The sequence below is a fragment of the Mesorhizobium sp. M0771 genome, from assembly GCF_040320155.1.
Lineage (GTDB): Bacteria > Pseudomonadota > Alphaproteobacteria > Rhizobiales > Rhizobiaceae > Mesorhizobium.
Map to the genome: position 1 here is coordinate 1 of NZ_JAMYPC010000067.1, position 1,246 is coordinate 1,246.

Consider the following 1,246-nt stretch of genomic DNA (forward strand, 5'->3'; position numbering starts at 1 on the left):
GAGTGGCACGCCCCTCGGCAGATAGCCGCGATCGGCGAGGAACGCCGCGAGCGGCTCGGGCGCGTCGACGGCCACAAGATCGGCGACCTCGAAGGGTCCGTCGAAGTCGATCGTGTAGAAGCCGATCGGTGCGCTGGCTGACGCATTCCAGATGAGCTTCGCGGGCATCGAAGTGAGGCCGGGATAACCGACGCCCATGGTTGCGATAACGCTGGCTAAGATGATCCCGGCGCGCGTCACGGCTCAGTCCTCTTGCGCAGCAGGAAGGCACGATGTTGGTCGAGTGTGTAGCTGCGCGGCGCATTGCCGGCGGTTATCCGGTTGTGGATGTGCCGCCAATGATCAGGCGACACCAACTCAGGCTCGATGCCGAGGCGCTGGATGGCGTCAATCGCCTGCAGCACGCGTTCGACCTTGGGCCAGCTCTCGACCTTCAGCAGGATGTCGCCGCCGGGTCGCACGAAGGGCAGTGTCTGATAGGCTTCGCCAGACGCGACCGCACGCACGATGTCGATGCGTGAGATGATCGTTCCGAAGTCGTTCGCCGCCCATCGCACGAAGGCGAAGACCACGCCGGGACGATAGGACAGGATCCGCCGGCGACGATCGACGATCTGTTCCTGGGCGGGCGTGCCGAACCGTATCCAGTTCTCGATCCTCTTCTCGACCCAGGTCAGTTCGACATGGACGAGATTATCGGCAGCGTGGTGCGTGGCCGGGAATGCGCCGCGCGTGCGGGGAGCCGCAATGCCAGTCATTTCGGTTCTCCTGATGTGGTGGGAATTTCGCGCGCGAGCCTCGCGCGCAGCGTTTCGGCGACGATGACGTCGTTCTCGAAAGCGGCGATGCGTGCGCGCTCCTGAGTCGTCATGTCGGTGGTGGGGCGCACGACGAAGGTCGCGAACTGATTTCCCTTGCAGGTCAATTCACCGGCGAGATGCAGCGTCAAAGTTGCCTTCCCGACACGGCTCTTTCGATTTAGGGGTGCGGCGCTCATCGGGCGGCTCCCGAGCGCGGATCAAGCGGCGGAGTCGGACCTTCGGAAGCGCTGGTTGCCGTGATGCGACCGCCAGAAACCGTCGACGTGTTGGGGGTGTTGTTGGTGGTTACGCTGAGTGCGTGGCTGGCTCGCCGTACGAGCCTCTGCCCATCTTGCGCGCGCGCTTCAAAGTTAGAATCTGGGTTAGAGTCTAAGTTAAGGGCGCGATTTCGGCTTTGCTTTCCCAGGGTTAGGCGCCGTTTCGGT

2 protein-coding genes and 1 pseudogene are annotated in these 1,246 nt (G+C 63.2%); all 3 read right to left on the reverse strand.

The genetic code is table 11. The annotated features are described in order from the left end of the window. A pseudogene (locus tag NKI05_RS32175) lies at window positions 1-240 on the reverse strand (S26 family signal peptidase); the annotation flags it as partial. Further along, a complete protein-coding gene (locus NKI05_RS32180) occupies window positions 237-758 on the reverse strand; it encodes a DUF2840 domain-containing protein (protein ID WP_023673524.1) in 522 nt (173 codons plus the stop codon). The gene NKI05_RS32180 and the pseudogene NKI05_RS32175, both read right to left, overlap by 4 nt. Beyond that, on the reverse strand, window positions 755-997 hold the full coding sequence (locus NKI05_RS32185; RefSeq protein ID WP_352794228.1) for a hypothetical protein: 243 nt from the start codon (window positions 995-997) through the stop codon (window positions 755-757). The genes NKI05_RS32180 and NKI05_RS32185 overlap by 4 nt, the downstream gene beginning before the upstream one ends. Window positions 998-1,246 lie beyond the last annotated feature (249 nt).